Origin of the sequence: Streptomyces sp. GbtcB7 (assembly GCF_019091445.1) — a bacterium.
In the GTDB taxonomy this organism is placed as follows: domain Bacteria; phylum Actinomycetota; class Actinomycetes; order Streptomycetales; family Streptomycetaceae; genus Streptomyces; species Streptomyces mirabilis.
In genome coordinates this window covers 1-232 of the sequence record NZ_JAGXJM010000704.1, presented here as the reverse complement: position 1 = coordinate 232, position 232 = coordinate 1, and the positions used below count along the sequence as shown (strand labels likewise).

Annotated in this window: 1 protein-coding gene; it reads left to right on the top strand. The window is 71.1% G+C overall.

The features are described from left to right. Nucleotides 1-232, top strand: a 232-nt coding sequence (locus KVT44_RS57310) for an aldo/keto reductase (protein ID WP_217577231.1), incomplete at both ends; no start/stop codon positions are given.

Here is a 232-nt window from a genome sequence, read left to right as displayed (position 1 = left end):
GTTCACGCGAACGCGGCGGCAAGCAGCTCACGGTCCGCGCGGGCAGCGACCAGTACGCCGAGGAACTGTACGGGGACGCCGACTTCGACGTGGTCGACACGGTGCGCGAGGTCGCCGGTGAGCGGGGGCTGCCGCCCGCACAGATCGCCCTGGCGTGGTTGCTGGGCAAGCCGGCGGTCAGCGCACCGATCGTAGGCGCGACCAAGCTGAACCATCTGGACGACGCGGTCGC